Below are 16101 nucleotides of genomic sequence, written 5' to 3' on the forward strand. Positions count from 1 at the left end.
CCCGCATATGGCGAGCCAGTCACCGACCCCGTCACCGCCACCGACACCGATCCTAAATAAGAAGAATGATCTGCAATTCGCGCGCGTTATATTGAGCTTCCGCAAATGGTGGCGCGATGATGTGGTGGGCACGGTTGACCAACACGCGGTGATCGAAAAGCGCCGCGCAGAATGCGTCATGTCGGCGCGTTATATGTTCATGACGGCGATGTCGGGCGGAATTGCGATCCTTGGCTTGCTGCTGTCCTCGCCGGCGGTTGTTATCGGGGCGATGCTTCTATCGCCGCTGATGGACCCGATTATGGGCTTGGGCTTCGCGCTGGCTATTGGTGATTACAAATGGCTTCGGCGTTCGGCCATATCGCTCGCATGGGGATCGTTGATGGCGATCGGGCTTTGCTCGCTGGTCGTTTTCCTGTCGCCGATTCAGGATATCACTTCCGAGATTGCGTCGCGAACGCGGCCCAATCTGTTCGACTTGCTGGTCGCGGTATTCTCGGCTCTTGCGGGTGCCTATGCCATGATCCGCGGGCGTGAAGGCACGATTGTCGGCGTTGCGATTGCGACGGCATTGATGCCGCCGTTGGCGGTGGTCGGCTTCGGTTTGGCAACCTTCAACTGGACGGTATTTTCGGGTGCGTTGCTGCTTTATGTGACAAACCTGATGGCAATCGCGCTGATCGCGGCATTGATGGCGCGCATTTACGGATTTCGAACTGCCTTGTCAGAGAAACAGTCGCAGTTTCAGAATATCGCAATTATTGTCGTCTTTATTGCATTGGCAGTGCCGCTTGGCCTGTCACTGCGCCAGATTGCGTGGGAGGCCAATGCAGCACGCCAAGTGCGCGGCGAGTTGGTAGAAAACTTTGGATCGGCGGCACGATTGTCGCAGCCGGAAATTAATTTTGATGGCGAGCCGCTTCAAGTTTCGGCCTTTGTCTGGACGACGCAGCTTAAACCCGATGCGGAAACAAAAGCGGAAGCAAACCTGACACGTGATCTGGGGCGCAAGGTTGATATTGATCTCAAACAATTCCTTGTTCGCGATGAGCAAAGCGCAGAGCAGGCCCAGCTGACCTCGGCGAAAGAACAAGAAGAGGCCGCAGCCTCGCAGCGTGCGGACGCTTTGGCGGCCCGTTTGGCATTGATGGCGGGCGTTGAGGAAAGCGAAGTGATGGTCGACCGTCAGCGTCGCCGCGCGATGGTAAAAGCGGTTGAACTCGAAGGAGCGCCTCTGGCAACGTATTTCGACCTGGAACAGCGCATCGCGGCGACAGAACCCGACTGGCGGGTTGAATTGATCCCTCCAGCAAAAGCGTTGCCGACCATCGCGTTCGATGATGGCGAACCGACCGAAGCTGGTATGCGAGCACTTGCGCTGATTGCATGGTCATCGGGTCGGGTCGGGGCGCCGGTGGTTCTCTCAGGTCCTGCAGCTGCAGTGGAACTGGCCCAGAAAGAGCTCGCCGCAGCAGGTGTTCAGCTTTTCGCGACCGAGACCGGACGTGGCCCGAACGTCACCGCGAAATGGGGCAGCGTGGAGCGGTAGGCTTCGCGATTTAAGCCGCTTCCAGAATCTCGAACGGTTGGATTTCACCGCTTAGATAGAGCTTCTTCGCCTTGGCGCGAGACAGTTTGCCTGAGCTGGTGCGCGGCAATGTGCGCGGCGGGACCAATTCGACAACGCAATTCATGCCGGTGATCGAGCGGACCTTGTCGCGGATGACTTCGTGCAGTTTTGCGCGTTCTTCGGGGTCTATCACGCGGCAATGGACCAGTACGGCGGGGGCTTCCTCGCCATTGTCGGTTTCCACGCTGAACGCGGCGATATCGCCATGATTGAAGCCGGGCAATTGCTCGACTGCCCATTCGATATCTTGCGGCCAGTGGTTCTTGCCGTTGATGATAATCATGTCCTTCGCGCGGCCGACGATGAACAGATAGTCGTCTGCCATGTAGCCCATATCGCCGGTATCCAGCCACCCATCGACGAGGCACTCATTGGTCGCTTCTTCATTGCGAAAATATGAGTGCATAACACTGGTTCCGCGGCACCAGACTTTGCCGATTTGGTGATCGCCTCTTGCGCTGCCATCTTCGCCGCGAATTTCCATTTCCATGCCCGGAATGGCTTTTCCGCAATTGACGATGGCGCGGTAGCGGGCAGGGCGGGACAGATCGCCGCGTGTGCCCGACAGGCGTTCTTCCTCGACCAGCTCGACACGAATCCCTTCGCGCGGCGGCATAACTGTGACCGCAAGCGTTGCTTCGGCCAGACCATAGCTAGGAGTGAAAGCGTTGGCCTTGAATCCCGCATCGGCAAAGGCGTTGACGAAGTTCTGCATAACGTCGGGCCGGATCATATCTGCGCCGTTACCAGCAGTGCGCCAGCGCGACAGGTCGAAGCGGTCCGCGACATTGCTCTGGCTGGAAATACGGCGCGCGCAAATATCGTAACCGAATGTCGGTGAATAGCTGAGCGTATTGCCTTCATTGCGGCTGATCAGCGTCAGCCAAGCCAGCGGACGCCGCGCGAAATGCTCTGTCTTGATGTAATCGATCGACGCCTGGTTTGCGATCACCGACAGGAAGCACCCGACAAGGCCCATATCGTGATACCACGGCAGCCAGCTGACCACGCGGTCGTTCTCACGAAAATCCATCGAAATCGCATGACCTGCGAGATTGTCGAGCAATGCACGGTGCGTAACCGCAACGCCGGTCGGAAAACGCGTCGAGCCGCTCGAATATTGCAGATAGCAAATATCATCCGGATCGATCACCGGCATTTCTGCTTCGGGCGCGTCGCGGGTCGCGAAATCCTCCCAAGCGATGCCCTCGCAGCCCTGCCGTTCAGCTGCTGCTGCGCCCATCTCGGCAATTTCAGCGGGATAGATGAGCGCTTTCGGATCGCTACTGGCGAGCTGGACTGCTAGTTGGTCGACATAGCTTTCCTTACCGCCAAACCCCGTTGGTAGAGGAAGTGGAACCGGCCATGCGCCGATATAGACAGCGCCGCAGAATAATGCGGCAAATTCAGGGCACGTCTCAGCGATCAGTGCCACCCGGTCACCCTTGCCGAAACCCGAAGCGAGCAGACGGCGCGCAGCCATCAGCGCATCTTCGCGCATTTCGGAATAGGGATACACGCGGTCCAATTCGGCGCGCATATCGTGGAAATTCAGCCCTTTTTCGCTCCGTGCGGCGTAATCCACCGCCTCGGTGAAGGTCGAAAAATCGGACCTCCGGCGCGGTAGTGGGCAATCATTCGGTGTAGGCGCTCTTGGCGCCGCTCCTGCGTCGGTCATATAGTTTGCTAAAACCCGTCCGTTACGCGCTGATCAAGCGCTTCCATGCAGTTCTGTGTGTGCGCTACTATCTGTCGCACAGCTGTAATCTTTCCCATTTGAGCCCAACTGTGGCACGAATAAGGCCAATGCGCGACAATAGGCAGCCAAGAAAGCGGGAAAAACGACCGCCCAAACCGCTCGATTCCGCGCGTTTGCAGGAATTGGCGCTGGCTTATGTGGCGCGATATTCCACAAGCTCACATAAGCTGGAAGCCTATCTGAGCCGTAAATTGCGCCAAAAGGGCTGGGATGATGAGGGCGAGCCCGACGTAAAAGCTATAAGCGCGCGCTATGTTGAGCTCGGTTACATTGACGATGCGGCCTACGCGAAGATGAAAGCGGGCGGGCTGCTCAATCGCGGATATGGCGCGAGGCGGGTGTCGCAAGCGCTTTATGCTGCTGGGATTGATGAGCACATTCGCGAAGATGTCGCGCCGGACGAGTTCACAAAGCGCGAAGCGGTGCAGACTATGGCGAGAAAGCGGCGCTTTGGCCCGTATTTCGCACCAAAATTTGAAGGCGATGCGCTGGAACGTGACCGGCGTGAGAAACAGATTGCCGCGTTACTGCGCGCTGGCCATGGATTTGATATGGTACGTGCGGTAATGAGTGCGAAAGATGCCGGAGCCGTCGATGAGTGGGTGGCCGAAGCGCGCGAAGAGGAGTTTTAGAATGCTGCTGCGGACTCTGATGATTGTTGCTGCACTTGGTCTTGCAGCCTGCACGCCGCAGACGGCAACAGCGCCGGCAGTGGCGGAGCCGGTCGCCAAATTTCATCCCGCCTCTGGTTTGGAAGTCGTTCCGCTGACGGTGACAAGCGGAGACACAGTCCATAATTTCCAGGTCGAAATTGCGCGGACAGGAAATGATCAGGCGCTGGGCTTGATGCATCGTACCGATCTTGGTCCCAATGAAGGGATGATTTTTCCGCGCAGTCCAGCCCGCCCGGCGAGCTTCTGGATGAAGAACACGGTTATTCCGCTGGACATAATCTTCGTTGGCACGGATGGCCGGATATTGAACATCGGCGCGAATGCGGTTCCGCTTTCGCTTGATCCGGTAGTGTCGATCGGTCCGGCTGCGCTCGTGTTTGAAATACCTGGTGGCCGCGCGGCTGAGCTGGGCATCAAAGCGGGCGATCTGGTTGAATGGGAACAATAGCTAGACAATCGGGCAAGCAGACGGGTTTCGCGCTTGGCCGCGCAGCCCGAATCGGCTAACCGCCCGGCAACGAATTTACGCCTGATACGGCAAGAGGTTTTGTGATGGCTTTTCTCGGTAAGATTTTCACGTGGTGGAACGGTGCGACAATCGGCACGCTGCTGAATAGCTGGCGCACGGGTGAGAAAGTCGGCACCGATGCGCAGGGCAACACGTATTACCGTGCGAAGAAAACCAAGGAAGGCGCGCGTGAACGCCGCTGGGTTATCTATGATGGGCCGAATGATGCCAGCCGGATTCCGGCGGAATGGCATGGGTGGATGCACGGGTCGGGTGACGATGTTCCCGAAAGCAACCTTCCGCCTGCGAAAATCTGGGAAGTGGATTACACGCCTAATGCAACGGGTACTGCGGACGCTTATCGCCCCGCTGGCGCGTTGGAGCGCGGCGGCAAGCGCGCCAAAGCCACCGGTGATTACGAAGCGTGGGCTCCGGACAGCTGAGCATGATGAAGCCGGCTCTTGCTTTGGTTTCGGCGCTGGCGCTGGCGTCCTGCGGCGATAGTGCACAAATTGCGCCAGCGGCCGAAGAGACCGAGGTTCCCGAAGAATTGCAGGGCGGTGCCGTCGAGGCACCTGCTGATGGCACCGAGCAAATCGGCACGCCAATGGCAGAGCGCGTTGCGACGATTGGCGTTCTCAACAAGCGCAATAATGTGTCGCGAGATCTGGAAATGAAGCCCGGCGAAGCGCGGCGCTTGGGCGATTTAATCGTACGTTTGTCCGCCTGTGAACGCACTCCGCCATGGGAAATGCCGCGCCAGACCGGCGCTTTTGTGCAAGTGCTGGTAGAGAATAGAGAAGACGAGGATAGCTGGCTGAGAATATTCTCTGGCTGGTTGTTCAAAGAGTCGCCCTCCCTCAATGTGGTAGAGCATCCGATCTATGATGTCTGGGTCAAAGATTGCGCGATGAGCTTCCCGGGTGGCAATGATCCCGCGCCTTCCCCGCCAGAGCCGGCTGCACCAGCGGCAGAGCCTGAAACCAACGAAGCATAAGCTTCGGGCAGTGTCATCGCTGCATTACCCCGCGCGCCTTCGATCATTGTGAGATAATCCGCTTGGGCCATCGCCACTGCGCCCAGCGAGGCGAGGTGATCCGTCATAAACTGGCAATCGAGCACTTTGAAACGCGCATGCCTGAGCATTGCGACCAGCCATACCAACGCGACTTTGGACGCGTTGTCGGCGCGGCTGAACATGCTTTCGCCGCAAAAGACCTGGTCAAAGCTCACGCCGTAAAGCCCGCCGACCAACTCGCCATCTTGCCAGCACTCCACCGAATGGGCGCGCCCGACATCGTGCAGCGCAGCGTAACTGGCGGCAATCCGGTGGCTGATCCAGCTTTCGGGATGATCGGGGCGGGGCTGGGCGCAGGACTCCACCACATCGGGAAAGGCAATGTCGCAGGTGACACGAAAACGGTCTTGACGCACCGCTTTGCGCAGCGATTTGCTCATGCTGAATGTTTCAAGCGGGAACACCGCCCGTTCGCGCGGTTCGACCCAGAATATCTCCGGATCATCGCGGCTATCGGCCATCGGGAAAATGCCGCTGCGATAGGCAAGCAGCAGCATCTCTGAAGGGATTAAGGGCGGGGCAGGGGCGTGCATTGCGAGCGATCCTAACGCGGGCGAGCCTGAGCGGCCAGCGCTACCTTCAGGCCAAGATTCAGGATTGCTTTGGAACCGACATCGCTTTAGAGGCGCTGCGTGCCTGGAGGGGCGTAGCTCAGTTGGTAGAGCGTCGGTCTCCAAAACCGAAGGTCCAGAGTTCGAGTCTCTGTGCCCCTGCCAGGCCCATCAGTTCCGATTTCGACGTTCTTTTCCGAAGAATAAATATTTTCCTCCCCGGGAACCCCTTAGCAAAAGCTGGGGTTTGCGGATGTGCGTGTGAATATGAACGCCGAGCAACTTCTCCATTCAGGAACCGCGCAGGCAGTCCGTGCATTATGAGCGGCAGAACGCATGACTGCAAAAACCGACTGAAGAAGGAGAAATACTATGTCCGCATTGTCTTACCGTAGCAGCCGCCCTGATCAGTGGGCCCAGCCTCGCCCTCACAGCGATGCCTCGCAGCGCTATCAAAAGCATGGTGCGATACTGCCGATGGATGAGCCGGGCTTTTTCGCACGGTTATTCGGTCTGCGCTAATATCACTTCTTCGTCACGAAATGGGCCGGTCACACTGAGTGGACCGGCCCTTTTTTCTTGCGATTTGTAAGTCCTCAATATTCGTCGGGTTCTTCTGGAGTGTCAGCGTGGTGGTCTTCACCAGCGTCTTTCTCCCCCCGGGCAAGTTTGAATACCACGCCTGAAAGTAGCGCGAGAGCCAAAAGGTTAGGCAGCGCCATCGCCGCATTGGAAATATCGCCAAGGCGCCACACCAATTGCGAAGGTTGCGTTGCGCCAACGAAAATTGCCACGCACCAGATAACCCGCCAGCCAATGTGCAAAACCTTCTCACCGCCACGCGTCGATCCCGGTACGCGATCATAGATGAAAGTGATCGCCCGCTCGCCGTAGTAAGACCACGTCAGCAAGGTTGTGAACACAAACAGGATAAGTGCGACACTGACAACCAGTGTGCCCAGCGGGATCGTCGCGATTTCCATGGGAAACGCGGCGGCATAGGCAGCGATAGTAGTTGCGACACCAGCGGTCTCGACGGTGCTGAGATCGGATTGCCAAACATGACGTACAGCTTCGCCGCCGCCTTGGAAATCGCCCTGAACGGTCAGGATAACCAAAGCAGTCATAGTGCAGATCACCATCGTATCGATAAACGTTCCGAGCATCGCCATACGGCCTTGCTGCTCTGGATCATTCGTCTGGGCGACCGCGTGTGCGATCGGTGTCGAACCCTGCCCCGCCTCGTTGGAGAACAGGCCGCGCGCTACACCGGCACGGATTGCGATGATAACCAACGCTCCGACAAAACCCCCTTCGGCAGCTTGCGGGTTGAAGGCGCCATAAAAAATTAGTCCGAACGTTTCGGGCAAATCGCTCGCATTCAGAATCAACGCGATGATCGCGAGTACGATGTACGCCGCAGCCATAAAGGGGACAACTTTTTCAGCCACGTTCCCGATCGACTTGATCCCGCCGATGATCACAACGAACACGGCCAAAGCGACGACCAATCCCCCAACCCAACGTTCGATGCCGAACAATTCATTCAGGCCGGTCGCGACTTCATTTGACTGGATGGAGTTACCCGTGACCAGCGCCGAGAAAAGCGTACCAATACAGAAGATGATCGCAAGCCACGTATATTTCGGACCAAGGCCCATCATGATGTAGCTCATGGGGCCGCCGCGATAGACGCCGTCCGATGTCTTTTCACGGTATCGGATTGCCAGCGAACCCTCGGCAAAGGCGAGTGCCATGCCGATCAGTGCGGTCACCCACATCCAAAATACGGCGCCGGGCCCACCCCAAGCAATTGCAAATGCCACGCCGGCAAGGTTGCCCGTGCCCACCTGACCCGACAGCGCAGTCGACAAAGCCGCAAACGGCGAAATCTCACCTGCACCAGAACCCTTGCGGCCCTTGAATAGACCGGCGAAAGCGCTGCCCAGTTTCAGGATCGGATAGAAACGAAGGCCGACCATGATCCACAGGCCGATGCCTAGCAACACAACCACCATCGGCGGAAAAGGAATGACTTCCGCGCCATTCCATGTGCCACCCCAAATAAAATCGGATACATTGACGATGTGGTCGAGAACAGATTTCGACCCGGTTTCAGTAGCGGCCATATTATGGCTCCCCCTCATGCATATTTGCAATTCATCCCTGGGCCGAGGCCCTAATGGAGCGCACGCTAGTGTGGTCTGCGCGGCATGGCTAGAGCAAAAAACGGTGTGGAATATCGCCCGTATCTCTGGCTATATCTTTGGTCGCATCTCCATCTTGCTTTTGTACGGTCTCGGGCCTAGAGGACTCGCGTCTTCCGACATTTGTTGGTGTTACAGCCCCTCCTGACCTTGAATCAGGGCGGCGATAACCCCATCCCGGAAGAGACGATATTTTTGATTGGGTAGCGAAAGCAGGCATTATGGCCGAAAAACAGAAGAAGACCTCACCGGCGGAATTTATCCGTCAGGTGCAGACGGAAACCAGCAAGGTTGTCTGGCCCACGCGGCAGGAAACCATCACGACCGCGATTTTCGTGGGCATTATGATGGTTATCCTTTCGCTGTTCTTTCTCGGCATCGATACCGTATTCGGTTCGGTAGTGACATGGCTGCTTAGCCTCGCCTAAAATTTGAACACTTAAAACCGGGTCGGACTGCCGGCCGAACATATAATTTTCTGACAGGACGTAATTGATGGCTCGCTGGTATATCATCCACGCTTATTCGGGTTTCGAGAACAAGGTTCGCGACGCGATCATTTCCGAAGCGGAACGCCTTGGCCTGTCTGACGGTGTCGAAGAAGTCGAAGTGCCGACGGAAACAATTACCGAGGTGAAGCGCGGCAAGAAGGTCCAGACCGAGCGTAAATTTATGCCGGGCTATGTTCTCGCCAAGCTGCAAATGACCGATGATGTTTATCACCTGGTCAAGAACACGCCGAAAGTTACCGGTTTCCTGGGCGCGAACAACAAGCCGCAGCCAATTTCCGAAGCCGAAGCAGCGCGCTATTTCGGCGGTGTCGAAGAAGCGAAGTCGGCTCCGAAAAAGCAAATCCACGTCGATTACGAAATCGGCGATTCGGTCAAAGTGCTCGACGGTCCATTCGCCAGCTTCAACGGCGTGGTCGAGGAACTGGACTTCGACAAAGCCAAGGTCAAAGTCAGCGTGTCGATCTTCGGACGCGCGACACCTGTAGAGCTGGAATTCGAGCAGGTCGAACTGTCGAAATAAGCCTGTACTAGTCAGCACAAACGCAAAGGGCCGCAGCGTAAACTGCGGCCCTTTGCGTTTGTGCGACTGACTATCTAACCAGCTTTGCGTTTACGCTTTGCTTTTCCCCCACCGCGCATTTTTTCCAGTTCGGCATCGACAGAGGCTTGGCGTTGCATTGAGGCAATTTCTGCCTCGACCGAGGCGTTGGACTTCGCAGTCTCAGGCATATCTCCGAGCGAGTGGTCAACGCGGCGTTCCAGATTGGCGATCCGGTCCATGCGTTTGTCGGTTGCGCTATCCTGCCCAGCGCTGGATGAACTGCAATTATGACCTGCCGCGGCATGTGCTTCCTGTTCGCGCAACTGCGTGTTTGTTTCGTCCAACTTGGCATTCAGCTGTTCGATTGCGCGTTCTGCATCAGCGATGTCATCGTTCAATTTCGACGCTTCGGCCTTCTGTTCTTCGGCCTGCTGCTTGGCATCTTCACGCGCTAGCAGAGCGGAGCGAGCTAGGTCTTCGCGGTCATGATCCATCGCGACTTTGGCTTTGTCGGACCAAGCCTTTGCATCTTCGGTGAACTTCTTCGCCGCTGCTGCCGCACGATCTTTCCGGCGGGTCAGCTTGGCAATCTCGCCATGCAGCGCAATATCGGCTTCTTCGATTTCCTTACGCAGCAAGCGCAGCATCTTCACCGGGTTGGAGGCTTTCTCCACCATGGTGGTGACATTGCTCGATACTAACTCTCTGACTTGAACGACAATCCGCATGATGATCTGGGCCCTCAAAGTTACGCAATTTCAGTTTAGTAGGGCTTGGCGTAACGCACAACTGCTAACAAACTATTCGGGAACAGGATGGCCTGCGCTTCGATTGGATACATATGTCGGCACCATTCTCTTGGATCACTCCGCATCCGCATGGCATTCACGTGGCCCCGGCTGATTGCTGGATCGATCCGTCCAAACCCGTTGACAAGGCGTTGGTTACGCATGGTCATGCAGACCACGCGCGGGGCGGGCACGGCCAGACAGTCGCCACACCAGCAACGCTGGCGATTATGAAGCTGCGCTACAATACCGCAGATGGCGCGACCCCAATAGAATATGGCGAGACGCTGAGCCTGCCCGGGGACGTGAATGCGACTTATATTCCCGCCGGGCATGTTCTCGGTAGCGCGCAGATATTGCTCGAACATGCCGGCGAAAAGGTTATTGTGACTGGCGACTACAAACGCCGTGCCGATCCGACATGTCCTCCGTTTGAAGTGACTCCATGCGACATACTGATCACAGAGGCTACGTTCGGCCTTCCCGTGTTTACTCATCCGCCGGTCGATAAGGAAATCGCCAAGCTAACCGATGCGCTGGCGGCATATCCGGATCGCTGTGTTTTGGTCGGGGCCTACGCATTGGGTAAGGCGCAGCGGGTGATTGCCGAACTGCGCGCAGCGGGCCACTCACAGCCGATCTATCTGCACGGTGCCATGGAGAAGATGTGCCGGCTTTATGAAGAATGGGGTGTGCCGCTGGGCGAGCTGCGTCTGGTTGCCGATACGCCTAAAGATGACATGCGCGGCCATATTATCATTTGCCCGCCATCCGCCTTGAATGACCGGTGGAGCAGGCGCTTGCCGGAACCGATAACCGCTATGGCAAGCGGTTGGATGATGGTGCGTCAGCGCGCGCGCCAGCGCAATGTGGAACTGCCGCTGGTCATTTCGGATCACGCCGACTGGAACGAGCTGACGGCGACTATCCGTGATGTCGACCCGCAGGAAACATGGGTCACCCACGGCCGCGAGGAGGCTCTGCTGCGGTGGTGTGAGCTTAACCAACGTAAAGCGCGTGCCTTGTCTTTGGTGGGGCGCGAGGACGAAGACGAGTAGCGCATGGAGGAATTTGCCGCTCTTATCGACGCGTTGGTCTACACACGCAGCCGCAACGAAAAACTGCGCCTGATCGCCGAATATTTGCGCGCCACGCCCGACCCGGACAGAGGCTGGGCGCTAGCGGCTTTGACCGACGGACTCGATTTCAAAGCCGTTAAATCGACCGCGATCCGTAACATAATGAAAGACCGTGTCGATCCTGAACTGTGGAAGCTGAGCCGCGATTTTGTGGGTGACACTGCCGAATGTGCCAGCCTGTTATGGCCGGAGCCGATCGGTGATGTGGAGTCAGCGCCCAGCGTATCGGAAGCCGTGGCCTTTCTGGAAAGTCTGACGCGCGCCACGGTGCTTAAAGAGTTGCCGATGCTGCTGGACCGGCTCGATTCCTCAGGCCGATATGCGCTTCTCAAATTGGCTACAGGCGCGATGCGGATTGGCGTTTCCGCGCGCCTGGGCAAAATCGCTTTTGCCCAGGCGTTCGATGTCACGATTGAGGATGTTGAAGAATATTGGCACGCGCTCGTGCCTCCCTATGCGAAATTGTTTGCATGGGCTGCCGAGGGTGCAGCACCTCCAGAGATTGCCAATCTGCCGCTCTTCCGCCCGTTCATGCTGGCGCACCCGCTAGAGGGCACGATCGTCGATATGGCGGATTATGCGGCCGAATGGAAATGGGACGGTATCCGAGTGCAGATCGTCCATGCGGGCGGTGAAACGCGCGTCTATTCGCGCAGCGGCGATGACATATCGGCCAGTTTTCCGGAGATGGTCAGCGCGCTGGATTTTCCCGCTGTACTTGACGGAGAATTGTTAGTGCGGGGTGCAACGCAAGGTGGCGAAGCGGGCGGGGCAGCGAGCTTCAACGCATTGCAGCAACGTCTCGGACGTAAAGCGGTTAGTAAAAAAATGCTGGCCGAGGCCCCGGCTTTTGTCCGCCTTTACGATGTCCTCGGCATAGAGGGCGAAGATCTCCGCGCATTGCCCTGGACAAAGCGCCGTCAGCTCCTGGAAAACTTGCTGCCGCGGGTACCCCACAGCCATTTCGACATGAGCGCCATCGTGGAGGCCGACACATTCGAACAGCTCGCAAAAATTCGTGAAGGTGCACGGGATGATGCGATTGAAGGTTTGATGCTGAAGCGCCGTAGCAGCCCTTATATATCGGGACGCAAAACGGGGTTGTGGTACAAATGGAAGCGTGATCCGCTATTGATCGATTGCGTACTGATGTATGCGCAACGTGGGTCCGGCAAGCGATCCAGTTTTTTCTCTGATTACACATTCGGATGCTGGGACGGGGATCCGGACGATGGAGCCGAGCTGCTTCCCGTTGGCAAAGCTTATTCGGGTTTTACGGATGAGGAACTGAAGAAGATCGACAAACATGTGCGGCAAAACACCATCAACCGTTTCGGACCGGTGCGTGAAACGGAAAAGACGCTGGTGTTCGAAGTCGCTTTTGACAGCGTGCATGACAGCAAAAGACATAAGTCAAAATTGGCTATGCGCTTCCCGCGCATCCACCGCATACGCTGGGACAAGCCCGCGCATGAGGCAGACCGGATCGACACACTGCGTGCGCTTATTCGCGATTGATTGAGTCGATAGGCCCTTTTGGGATCAGAACGCTTCCAGATTGTTCTGACATTCGAACGGGGCGCCGCCATTGTTCACGCACATCGCAAACGCGCTTTCCCGGGCGATCTGGTCATTGAAATGCGCGGCGCCGCCTGCTGCGGGACATCCTGATGGACCATCGGGGCAGGCAAAGTCACTAAATGTGCGATAACGGGCCAGACCTTCGGCGAACTGGAAAGGCTGGTTGTACGGCCAATTGAGATAGCCGGGGCCCGGTACCGCTATGGCGGAAGCGGTTGCCGGTTCCTCCATTGGATCAAGCGCCGGTTCGGGAAGCGAGTCCGGGGCGGTCGTTGGTTGAGCCGTCGCTAATGGCGTTGGAGCCGGATCTGGTGTCTTCGCTGGCTCGACCTGCCCGGTCTCTTCGGCGCCGGGTTTTGTCGTTTCGGCATTTTCGACCTTTCCATCATTGGCCAGATAAAGGAATATCAGAACTAAAAAGAACACAGCCCCGCCGCCGCTGGCCTTCACATCGACTCCGAATGGTTTGAACTGGCCGCCATTCACGTTGATCGCATGGGGTAAGAAAACCGTGGCTATTATTGCCATACCCAATGCGGCAATAGCCGCGGCCAAGCCTAACGACATCTTGGACTGCGCAAATTCATCTGGGTCCAGCATTGCGATACCGACCAGAAGCAAGACAAGACCGAGAACAATCGTGCCGAATTTTCCTAGCATACCGGAAGTATTCGGGCCTTTGGGTCCATGGGCTTCATCGGACATTGCTCAGCTTCCCCCGCATTCAATGGCTTGAAGTTATTTAGCATGAAAGTTGATCGGCGCTATTTCAATAGCAAAGTAACTGGCTGGTACGGCAATTCGCTTGCATTCTCGCCGTAAAACGCTATCAGCGCGCCTTCCCGAAAGGGAACTCGTGCGGGAGACGGATATATCCGTTGTTTGACCGCTTAACATGATCCTTCGACACGCTCAGGAGAGCGGGTGAGGGAGATAGTGTGAAAGGAGGCCTCTCATGGCCAAGAAGATTGACGGCTATATTAAGCTGCAAGTGCCTGCAGGTACTGCAAACCCATCACCACCGATCGGCCCTGCATTGGGTCAGCGCGGTGTGAATATCATGGAATTCTGTAAGGCGTTTAACGCGGCGACACAGGATCTTGAAAAGAACGCTCCGATCCCGACGACCATCACAGTCTATGCGGACCGCTCGTTCAGCTTCACATTCAAAAGCCCGCCAGCGAGCTATATGATCAAGAAAGCTGCCAAGCTCAAAAAAGGCTCGAGCGAGCCGGGCAAAGTTGTCGGCGGCACCATCAAACGCAGCGCGATCAAAGAAATCGCCGAAGCCAAGATGGCTGATCTCAACGCAAATGATATCGATCAGGCCATGAAAATCATCGAAGGCTCCGTGCGTTCGATGGGCCTCGAAGTGGAGGGCTGAACCGATGCCTAAACTGAGCAAAAAGCAAAAAGCTGTCGCCGAACTCGATCGCGAAAAGCTGTACACCGTCGACGATGCTATCGCGACATTGCGCACGCACAAAGCGAAGTTCGACGAGACCATTGAAGTTGCAATGAACCTCGGCGTTGACCCGCGCCACGCTGACCAAATGGTTCGCGGCATGGTCGCTCTGCCGTCGGGCACTGGTAAAGACGTCAAAGTTGCTGTGTTCGCACGCGGCGACAATGCCGACAAAGCCACTGCCGCTGGTGCCGACAAGGTTGGCGCCGAAGACCTGATGGAAGATATGCAGGCCGGTAACCTCGATTATGACCGCGTCATTGCCACGCCGGACATGATGGGTGTTGTGGGCCGCCTTGGTAAAGTTCTGGGACCCAAGGGCCTGATGCCAAACCCGAAGCTGGGCACTGTCACTCCCAACGTGGAACAAGCCGTTAAGGACGCCAAAGGCGGCCAGGTCGAGTTCCGCGTCGAGAAGAATGGTATTGTTCACACCGGCATTGGCAAAATGTCGTTCAAAGATGGCGACATCAAGACCAATTTCGAAGCACTGACTCAGGCTATCGTGAAAGCGAAGCCATCGGGCTCGAAGGGCAAATATGTGAAGAAGGTCTCGCTGACCTCGACCATGGGCCCAGGTCTGAAAATCGACCTCGCAGAGATCGAAGGCGCGTAATTTTTTTGGCCTCAGTCGCCGGCGGCTGCATCCGCAGCCTTAGGCTTTCGCGCTAACAGCGCGTCGCCCGGTCGGGCTCTGGCTACCGCGACCAAGATCGAAAATACACAAAAAGGGGCCGTGGGAGCAATCCTGCGGCCCTTCTTCTATCCGGTTCTGAGCAGACTCCGCACTTTGCTGAGTGCGCCCGTGCGCTCTGCCAAGCTCTTGGCGCCCGCAATGCCCGCATCAAACGCATCAACTGACTTCAGCAGCATTCGGTTCGCGACTTCGCCTTTGAGCAGGAAGAACGAGCATGCCTCGACGCTATCGGTGCCGAACATGGCTTTGTGTGCGCCGTCGCCCTCGGTGAAATCGAAATGGCGGTAGCGTTGTTCGGCGAAGAGGCGATCCAGGGCTTCGAGTTGTAGGACTGTGCCGGGGGATAGCCGGGCGTGGTCGGGATCGTAGCCAAGGAAGGCGTAGCTGATTGTTGCCCCGTCAATTGGTAGATAGAGATAGCTTACCGGCCTGCCATCGGCACACAGCAGATAGGCGCGGACATTGTCATCGGCGGCCAGACGCTTGCGCTCGGCATGGGCTTCGTCACTTTCGGGCAGCCCTGCGTCGAGCGATTTTGCCTGATAGGTGCGCCGCGACAAAGGAAGCGCGAGATCGCGGAACGTGTCCATCTCGTCAGGTGCGCGGTACTCGCGGAACTCTACCTCGCCGCCGATATCTTTGATAAGTTTGCGATGCTTGCGGCGCAGGGTGGAGCGCGTCTTCGAAGAGAACCGGCCCATGTAATCGTCAAAGCTGCCGTTCATGTCGATGTAGTGGCGGCGATAGGTCTGGATGCCGCCTGCAACCATTTCGGGATTGTCGCGCAGCATCTGCGGCAATGCATCAGCGGGCGCCGACAGAATGCGGTAGCCATCCTGATGGTCGGATAATTTGGGCAGCGATGGGCTTTTGCCCTCGATCACCTCGGGCAGTGTCATCGACACGTTCTCGAGCGCTTTGGGCACGGAAAACAGTACCTTTGATCCGACAACAAACTTGATAGGTGTCAT

18 protein-coding genes and 1 tRNA gene are annotated in these 16101 nt (G+C 56.9%); 13 read left to right on the forward strand and 6 right to left on the reverse strand.

Going from position 1 to position 16101, the window contains the following annotated elements:
* Nucleotides 1–7 precede the first annotated feature (7 nt).
* Entirely contained in the window at nucleotides 8–1549 is a 1542-nt protein-coding gene (locus GRI35_RS05040) for a DUF389 domain-containing protein (RefSeq protein ID WP_160613155.1), read from the forward strand.
* A gap of 10 nt (nucleotides 1550–1559) precedes the next feature.
* Here the strand turns inward: GRI35_RS05040 and GRI35_RS05045 are convergent, their stop codons facing one another.
* Nucleotides 1560–3308, reverse strand: coding sequence for a fatty acyl-AMP ligase (locus GRI35_RS05045; RefSeq protein WP_160613156.1), 1749 nt, complete (start codon nucleotides 3306–3308; stop codon nucleotides 1560–1562).
* 128 nt (nucleotides 3309–3436) lie between these two features.
* Between GRI35_RS05045 and GRI35_RS05050 the strand changes: the two genes are divergently transcribed.
* The 4 genes from GRI35_RS05050 (at nucleotide 3437) to GRI35_RS05065 (ending at nucleotide 5568) form a co-directional block, all read left to right on the forward strand.
* Nucleotides 3437–4021: a regulatory protein RecX gene (locus GRI35_RS05050; RefSeq protein WP_160613157.1), complete on the forward strand. Its 585-nt coding sequence runs from the start codon at nucleotides 3437–3439 to the stop codon at nucleotides 4019–4021.
* 1 nt (nucleotide 4022) lies between these two features.
* A complete protein-coding gene (locus tag GRI35_RS05055; protein WP_235900136.1) occupies nucleotides 4023–4511 on the forward strand; it encodes a DUF192 domain-containing protein in 489 nt (162 codons plus the stop codon).
* 104 nt (nucleotides 4512–4615) lie between these two features.
* Nucleotides 4616–5014: an NADH:ubiquinone oxidoreductase subunit NDUFA12 gene (locus GRI35_RS05060; protein WP_160613159.1), complete on the forward strand. Its 399-nt coding sequence runs from the start codon at nucleotides 4616–4618 to the stop codon at nucleotides 5012–5014.
* A 2-nt stretch (nucleotides 5015–5016) separates the two neighbouring features.
* Nucleotides 5017–5568, forward strand: a complete 552-nt coding sequence (locus GRI35_RS05065; RefSeq protein ID WP_160613160.1) for a DUF2155 domain-containing protein — start codon at nucleotides 5017–5019, stop codon at nucleotides 5566–5568.
* Here GRI35_RS05065 and aat read toward each other — a convergent pair.
* Nucleotides 5454–6182, reverse strand: coding sequence for a leucyl/phenylalanyl-tRNA--protein transferase (gene aat, locus GRI35_RS05070; protein ID WP_160613161.1), 729 nt, complete (start codon nucleotides 6180–6182; stop codon nucleotides 5454–5456). The genes GRI35_RS05065 and aat overlap by 115 nt on opposite strands.
* 107 nt (nucleotides 6183–6289) lie before the next feature.
* Between aat and GRI35_RS05075 the strand changes: the two genes are divergently transcribed.
* Both GRI35_RS05075 and GRI35_RS13685 read left to right on the forward strand, forming a co-directional pair.
* Nucleotides 6290–6365 (forward strand) — tRNA-Trp (locus GRI35_RS05075).
* Nucleotides 6366–6572: 207 nt separating this feature from the next.
* On the forward strand, nucleotides 6573–6722 hold the full coding sequence (locus GRI35_RS13685) for a hypothetical protein (protein WP_202390512.1): 150 nt from the start codon (nucleotides 6573–6575) through the stop codon (nucleotides 6720–6722).
* Between the two features lie 74 nt (nucleotides 6723–6796).
* Here the strand turns inward: GRI35_RS13685 and GRI35_RS05080 are convergent, their stop codons facing one another.
* Nucleotides 6797–8329, reverse strand: coding sequence for an alanine/glycine:cation symporter family protein (locus tag GRI35_RS05080; RefSeq protein ID WP_160613162.1), 1533 nt, complete (start codon nucleotides 8327–8329; stop codon nucleotides 6797–6799).
* 299 nt (nucleotides 8330–8628) lie between these two features.
* Here GRI35_RS05080 and secE point away from each other — a divergent pair, with 299 nt between their 5' ends.
* Nucleotides 8629–8835 (forward strand): preprotein translocase subunit SecE, encoded by a 207-nt coding sequence (gene secE / locus GRI35_RS05085; protein WP_160613163.1) that lies wholly within the window; start codon nucleotides 8629–8631, stop codon nucleotides 8833–8835.
* 67 nt (nucleotides 8836–8902) lie between these two features.
* On the forward strand, nucleotides 8903–9439 hold the full coding sequence (gene nusG, locus GRI35_RS05090) for a transcription termination/antitermination protein NusG (protein WP_160613164.1): 537 nt from the start codon (nucleotides 8903–8905) through the stop codon (nucleotides 9437–9439).
* Between the two features lie 74 nt (nucleotides 9440–9513).
* Here the strand turns inward: nusG and GRI35_RS05095 are convergent, their stop codons facing one another.
* The gene (locus GRI35_RS05095) at nucleotides 9514–10188 is read right to left on the reverse strand and encodes a PspA/IM30 family protein (RefSeq protein ID WP_160613165.1); all 675 of its coding nucleotides are present in this window, start codon (nucleotides 10186–10188) and stop codon (nucleotides 9514–9516) included.
* Between the two features lie 113 nt (nucleotides 10189–10301).
* Here GRI35_RS05095 and GRI35_RS05100 point away from each other — a divergent pair, with 113 nt between their 5' ends.
* Nucleotides 10302–11306 carry a ligase-associated DNA damage response exonuclease gene (locus tag GRI35_RS05100; RefSeq protein ID WP_160613166.1) on the forward strand — a complete coding sequence of 335 codons (1005 nt, stop codon included), beginning with the start codon at nucleotides 10302–10304 and terminating at the stop codon, nucleotides 11304–11306.
* Between the two features lie 3 nt (nucleotides 11307–11309).
* Nucleotides 11310–12905: a cisplatin damage response ATP-dependent DNA ligase gene (locus GRI35_RS05105; RefSeq protein WP_160613167.1), complete on the forward strand. Its 1596-nt coding sequence runs from the start codon at nucleotides 11310–11312 to the stop codon at nucleotides 12903–12905.
* A gap of 24 nt (nucleotides 12906–12929) precedes the next feature.
* Here GRI35_RS05105 and GRI35_RS05110 read toward each other — a convergent pair whose 3' ends face one another.
* Nucleotides 12930–13673 carry a hypothetical protein gene (locus GRI35_RS05110; RefSeq protein WP_160613168.1) on the reverse strand — a complete coding sequence of 248 codons (744 nt, stop codon included), beginning with the start codon at nucleotides 13671–13673 and terminating at the stop codon, nucleotides 12930–12932.
* A gap of 250 nt (nucleotides 13674–13923) precedes the next feature.
* Between GRI35_RS05110 and rplK the strand changes: the two genes are divergently transcribed.
* Together rplK and rplA are read left to right on the forward strand one after the other, a co-directional pair.
* Nucleotides 13924–14352, forward strand: coding sequence for a 50S ribosomal protein L11 (gene rplK / locus GRI35_RS05115; protein ID WP_160613169.1), 429 nt, complete (start codon nucleotides 13924–13926; stop codon nucleotides 14350–14352).
* A gap of 4 nt (nucleotides 14353–14356) precedes the next feature.
* Nucleotides 14357–15049 (forward strand): 50S ribosomal protein L1, encoded by a 693-nt coding sequence (rplA, locus tag GRI35_RS05120; RefSeq protein ID WP_160613170.1) that lies wholly within the window; start codon nucleotides 14357–14359, stop codon nucleotides 15047–15049.
* A gap of 146 nt (nucleotides 15050–15195) precedes the next feature.
* On the opposite strand, the gene GRI35_RS05125 is transcribed toward rplA, so the two are convergent.
* On the reverse strand, nucleotides 15196–16101 hold the full coding sequence (locus GRI35_RS05125) for a GNAT family N-acetyltransferase (RefSeq protein WP_235900137.1): 906 nt from the start codon (nucleotides 16099–16101) through the stop codon (nucleotides 15196–15198).

The sequence above is a fragment of the Pontixanthobacter aestiaquae genome (assembly GCF_009827455.1).
GTDB classification, from domain to species: Bacteria; Pseudomonadota; Alphaproteobacteria; order Sphingomonadales; family Sphingomonadaceae; genus Pontixanthobacter; species Pontixanthobacter aestiaquae.

Coding starts and splice junctions, on each gene's coding strand:
- GRI35_RS05105 (WP_160613167.1), top strand. CDS start 11,310: ATGGAGGAATTTGCCGCTCTTATCGACGCGTTGGTCTACACACGCAGC.
- GRI35_RS05110 (WP_160613168.1), bottom strand. CDS start 13,673: ATGTCCGATGAAGCCCATGGACCCAAAGGCCCGAATACTTCCGGTATG.
- GRI35_RS05045 (WP_160613156.1), bottom strand. CDS start 3,308: ATGACCGACGCAGGAGCGGCGCCAAGAGCGCCTACACCGAATGATTGC.
- nusG (WP_160613164.1), top strand. CDS start 8,903: ATGGCTCGCTGGTATATCATCCACGCTTATTCGGGTTTCGAGAACAAG.
- GRI35_RS05100 (WP_160613166.1), top strand. CDS start 10,302: ATGTCGGCACCATTCTCTTGGATCACTCCGCATCCGCATGGCATTCAC.
- rplA (WP_160613170.1), top strand. CDS start 14,357: ATGCCTAAACTGAGCAAAAAGCAAAAAGCTGTCGCCGAACTCGATCGC.
- GRI35_RS05040 (WP_160613155.1), top strand. CDS start 8: ATGGCGAGCCAGTCACCGACCCCGTCACCGCCACCGACACCGATCCTA.
- GRI35_RS05065 (WP_160613160.1), top strand. CDS start 5,017: ATGATGAAGCCGGCTCTTGCTTTGGTTTCGGCGCTGGCGCTGGCGTCC.
- aat (WP_160613161.1), bottom strand. CDS start 6,182: ATGCACGCCCCTGCCCCGCCCTTAATCCCTTCAGAGATGCTGCTGCTT.
- GRI35_RS05095 (WP_160613165.1), bottom strand. CDS start 10,188: ATGCGGATTGTCGTTCAAGTCAGAGAGTTAGTATCGAGCAATGTCACC.
- GRI35_RS05125 (WP_235900137.1), bottom strand. CDS start 16,101: ATGACACCTATCAAGTTTGTTGTCGGATCAAAGGTACTGTTTTCCGTG.
- GRI35_RS13685 (WP_202390512.1), top strand. CDS start 6,573: ATGTCCGCATTGTCTTACCGTAGCAGCCGCCCTGATCAGTGGGCCCAG.
- rplK (WP_160613169.1), top strand. CDS start 13,924: ATGGCCAAGAAGATTGACGGCTATATTAAGCTGCAAGTGCCTGCAGGT.
- secE (WP_160613163.1), top strand. CDS start 8,629: ATGGCCGAAAAACAGAAGAAGACCTCACCGGCGGAATTTATCCGTCAG.
- GRI35_RS05050 (WP_160613157.1), top strand. CDS start 3,437: ATGCGCGACAATAGGCAGCCAAGAAAGCGGGAAAAACGACCGCCCAAA.
- GRI35_RS05060 (WP_160613159.1), top strand. CDS start 4,616: ATGGCTTTTCTCGGTAAGATTTTCACGTGGTGGAACGGTGCGACAATC.
- GRI35_RS05055 (WP_235900136.1), top strand. CDS start 4,023: ATGCTGCTGCGGACTCTGATGATTGTTGCTGCACTTGGTCTTGCAGCC.
- GRI35_RS05080 (WP_160613162.1), bottom strand. CDS start 8,329: ATGGCCGCTACTGAAACCGGGTCGAAATCTGTTCTCGACCACATCGTC.